Below are 3,456 nucleotides of genomic sequence, written 5' to 3'. Positions count from 1 at the left end.
GCATCGGCAAGCTCGGGCGCGGCAAGGTCGCGCTCGCCATATTGCCGGGCGAAGCCGCCGGCCTCGAGCAGCGCGTTGCGGTCGCGCAGCGACAAATCGAGAGCGGATGCGAGTTGCAGCAGAATGTCCCGGCTTGCTGCCGCCTTGCCGGTCTCGACATGGCTGAGATGCTTGACCGAGATGCCGGCCTCGAACGCCAGCCCCGCCTGGCTCGAGGCTCGGCGCATGCGCCAGCCGCGCAGGAGATCACCGACGGGATTGGCCGGCCGCAACCGCCGGAACGCGCGTGTGTCCATCCGCAGATTATGCGGGGGCCGCTCCTGCCTGTAAACGCCGCTATGGCAAACCGGCCGCCATCTGCTTCAGCCGTTCGGCAGTGCGCTCATCCGCCGGAAAGAAGGTCTCCAGCGCCAGCTCCGACAGCGTGATGTCCACCGGCGTGCCGAACACCATGGTGGTGGAGAAGAAGCTGAGGATCTCGCCGCCATGTCGCAGCTTGAACGGGATCGCGACACTGTCGCTCGAAAGCGGGGCCGCGCGCGCCGGAATGGGATAGCTCTTCAGGTCGTTGTAGAGCTTGATCAGCTCGGGATCGGCGGTCGCCTCGCATTGCCGGTGCAGCCGCTCCAACAGATGCCCGCACCATTCTGCAAGGTTGACCGTGCGCGGCGCCAGCGCCTCGGGATGGAAGGCGAGCCGCAGCACGTTGAAGGGCTGGCCGAGCAGATGCTGTGGGATGCCGTCGAGTAGCGGCGCCACCATGCGATTGGCGGAGACCAGGTTCCAGTGCCTGTCCACCGCCAGCGCGGGATTGGGCTCGTGCGCTCTAAGGACGAGGTCGATCGCCTGGCGGGCTGATTTCAAGGCCGGATCCTCCAGCTGGCGCTGCGGGAATGCCGGCGCATAGCCGGCGGCCACCAGCAGCACGTTGCGTTCGCGCAAGGGCACGTCCAGACGCTCGGCGAGCCTGAGCACCATGTCGCGCGAGGGCGCGGCGCGGCCGGTCTCGACGAAGCTCAGGTGCCGCGCCGAGATCTCGGCCTCGCCGGCGAGATCGAGCTGGCTCATGCGGCGGCGCTGCCGCCATTCGCGCAAATGGTCGCCGATATGGATCGGCTGGCTGCGTTCGGCCTGGGCCGTAGATGCATGTGCGTTCATGACCAGAAACCTATCATGCGGATTTCGGCCCTTCCATTACCCGCGAGGTAATCGAATTGGGCCGCGCGGCGGCGCATCTTCGGTTGCAACAGGAGATGACCATGATCGCGCTGCTGCTCTATCGGACCGTCGCAGACCACGTCTTGCCCTGGGCCATGGCATTCGCAACCCGGATCCTGGCGCGCAGCCTCAACATGCCGGAGCCACTCGTGCATTCGACCGGCGATTATGTGGTCGCGCAGGTCATCGCCTTCGAGCACGGCGTCGGCAGGAGCCTCTGTCCGTTCCGCCTCGCCCGCCTGCTCCGCGCCTGGTGGCGCGGATTGCATTGATTTCCACCCGAGCCCAACCCAAGCAAGGAGACCTACGATGATCGACGCATCCACTTTCCTGCGCCGCGCCCTGCTCGCCGACGCCATCTTCAGCGGCGTCGCCGCGCTCGGCTTCACCTTCGGCGCGAGCGCGTTCGCTGCGCTGTTCAACCTGCCTGAGGCGCTGCTGCGCGAGACCGGCCTGTTCCTGATCGCCTATACCGCGCTGGTCGGCTGGCTCGCTTCGCGCGCCGCGGTGCCGAAGCCGCTCGTGCTCCTCGTTATCGTCGGCAACGCCGCATGGACGGCCGGCAGTATCGCGCTGCTGCTGTCTGGCGCAGTGTCGCCGAACCTCGCTGGCGAGCTGATGGTCGTGGCGCAGGCCATTGCGACCGGCGTGTTCGCCGAGCTGCAATATTTGGGATTGCGCAGAAGTGGGAGTGTGGTGGCGGCGTGAGCCTCTCGTCTCCCGGACGCGCTGCAACGCTTTTGGCGTTGCGGCGCAGAGCCGGGACCCAGATTGTACGAATCGCGCTGGGATGGGCCCCGGCTCTGCAGCGCACCGCCGAAGAAGCGCTGCGCTGCGTCCGGGGCACGAGAGCGGAGGCTATGCCCGCGCGCCGTTCTTCCTGCCAACAGCGTGGCCGTTGAGCTTCTTCTTGGCGGCCTTGCTGGCACTCTTGGCGCCTGCCTTCTTGGCCTTGCCTTCGGTACGCGCCTTCACCTTGGTACGTTCGGCCCGCGCCTCGGCGCGCAGCTTCTTGCGCTTCTTCTCGCAGGAGTCGCACTTGCAGCCGATCGGCTTCAGATAGGCTTTGAAATAGTCGGTGCCGTAATCGTAGTTGATCTCGTCGCCCGGCTCGATGTTCCTGATGGCGCGGATGAACACCTTGCGCTCGCGTGGGCGGACGTCGGACTCGGCGTTGGGCCGGCAGGAATGGTTGATGTAGCGGGCGAGGTTCTTGCGCACCGAGCCGTCGATGGTCCAGCGCCCGTTGAGCTCGAACAGGTATTTGTTCTCGATCTCGTCATGTGCCGGGATCCGCGAATCCAGGATCGGTCCGAAATAGCGGACGATCCGGGTGCCCTTCTTGATCGGCTTGGTGGCGAAGAGGCCGAGTCCGGTCTTGGAGCGGCCGACGCGATAGGGTTTGTTCGACGATGTGGCTGGCATGATCAAGTAAACGAGGACGCGAACGAGGCTGGAAGAGCCCAAGCGAAGCCGCTCTTCTAGAACGATTCCGCGCCGCTGTCAGGTATATCCCGGCCCTGTTTGAACCTTGCCCACAATGAAGACGTCTGATGGTACGGAGTTCCCGTACCATCAAAGCCCTCATGATGAGCCACATCACCCGCATTGGCCTCGCTGCGTTGATGAGTTGCATCGGCCTGAACAGCGTCGACGCCCAATCCGTGGGCAGCAGCTACACCTCGACGGCGCCAAAGAACTGCCGCCAGATCGGCAAGCCCAGCGAGTTCGACGGCAGCACGACGCGCGTCTGTCCGGGCAAGAACGGCCTCCTGGTGCTGATTGCCGAGGACGATCTTCGCGAAATCGTCTCGGTCGGCCGCAGTCGCAAAGAAGCGGTCGAGGAACCTGCGGCCAAGGTCTGGTTCGCCCCGTTCAATTCATCCGAGACCACGATCGAATGGCGCGCCGCGGGCGGAAAGCCGTTCGCGATCATCCAGCGCTGGCACATCGCCGACAACAGCGATCCCGACAAGCAGGGGCGGCCCAACACCAAGGCCATGCTGGTCGTGACCCGGCTGCCGCCGGGGCCGGTCTGCCACGTTGCCTATGTCGATGCGGTCGCCAACCCCACCGCCAATGAGCTTGCACGCAGGGCCGCCGACGATATCGCGCGCGGCTTCACGTGCGGCAAGGACGAGGTGAAGATCATCGGCGCAGGCGGCCGCGCGGTCGAGCTGGCGACGATGCGCTAGGGGCGCCCCTAATTCTTGGCCAGGCGGCCGCGGTAGCGCGCCA

At 65.7% G+C, this 3,456-nt stretch carries 6 protein-coding genes; 3 read left to right on the top strand and 3 right to left on the bottom strand.

Annotated elements, in window-relative coordinates; translation table 11 throughout:
* Together MOV74_RS34115 and MOV74_RS34110 are read right to left on the bottom strand one after the other, a co-directional pair.
* On the bottom strand, positions 1–296 hold a 296-nt coding region (locus MOV74_RS34115), incomplete at its 3' end, for a helix-turn-helix domain-containing protein (protein ID WP_246931371.1).
* Between the two features lie 40 nt (positions 297–336).
* Positions 337–1,158 (bottom strand): helix-turn-helix domain-containing protein, encoded by an 822-nt coding sequence (locus MOV74_RS34110; protein WP_246931370.1) that lies wholly within the window; start codon positions 1,156–1,158, stop codon positions 337–339.
* 101 nt (positions 1,159–1,259) lie between these two features.
* On the opposite strand from MOV74_RS34110, the gene MOV74_RS34105 reads away from it, so the two are divergent.
* The gene (locus MOV74_RS34105; RefSeq protein ID WP_246931369.1) at positions 1,260–1,490 is read left to right on the top strand and encodes a hypothetical protein; all 231 of its coding nucleotides are present in this window, start codon (positions 1,260–1,262) and stop codon (positions 1,488–1,490) included.
* Positions 1,491–1,527: 37 nt separating this feature from the next.
* A complete protein-coding gene (locus MOV74_RS34100; RefSeq protein WP_246931368.1) occupies positions 1,528–1,926 on the top strand; it encodes a hypothetical protein in 399 nt (132 codons plus the stop codon).
* A 150-nt stretch (positions 1,927–2,076) separates the two neighbouring features.
* On the opposite strand, the gene MOV74_RS34095 is transcribed toward MOV74_RS34100, so the two are convergent.
* A complete protein-coding gene (locus tag MOV74_RS34095; protein WP_246931367.1) occupies positions 2,077–2,643 on the bottom strand; it encodes an SET domain-containing protein in 567 nt (188 codons plus the stop codon).
* Between the two features lie 164 nt (positions 2,644–2,807).
* Between MOV74_RS34095 and MOV74_RS34090 the strand changes: the two genes are divergently transcribed.
* The gene (locus MOV74_RS34090; RefSeq protein ID WP_404979219.1) at positions 2,808–3,413 is read left to right on the top strand and encodes a hypothetical protein; all 606 of its coding nucleotides are present in this window, start codon (positions 2,808–2,810) and stop codon (positions 3,411–3,413) included.
* The last annotated feature ends 43 nt before the right edge of the window (positions 3,414–3,456 follow it).

The organism is Bradyrhizobium sp. SHOUNA76, from assembly GCF_023006445.1.
In the GTDB taxonomy this organism is placed as follows: Bacteria; Pseudomonadota; Alphaproteobacteria; order Rhizobiales; family Xanthobacteraceae; genus Bradyrhizobium.
Note: the sequence above shows the minus strand (reverse complement) of the source record. Positions and strands in the feature narration are given on the sequence as shown.

Coding starts and splice junctions, on each gene's coding strand:
- MOV74_RS34105 (WP_246931369.1), top strand. CDS start 1,260: ATGATCGCGCTGCTGCTCTATCGGACCGTCGCAGACCACGTCTTGCCC.
- MOV74_RS34090 (WP_404979219.1), top strand. CDS start 2,808: ATGAGCCACATCACCCGCATTGGCCTCGCTGCGTTGATGAGTTGCATC.
- MOV74_RS34095 (WP_246931367.1), bottom strand. CDS start 2,643: ATGCCAGCCACATCGTCGAACAAACCCTATCGCGTCGGCCGCTCCAAG.
- MOV74_RS34100 (WP_246931368.1), top strand. CDS start 1,528: ATGATCGACGCATCCACTTTCCTGCGCCGCGCCCTGCTCGCCGACGCC.
- MOV74_RS34110 (WP_246931370.1), bottom strand. CDS start 1,158: ATGAACGCACATGCATCTACGGCCCAGGCCGAACGCAGCCAGCCGATC.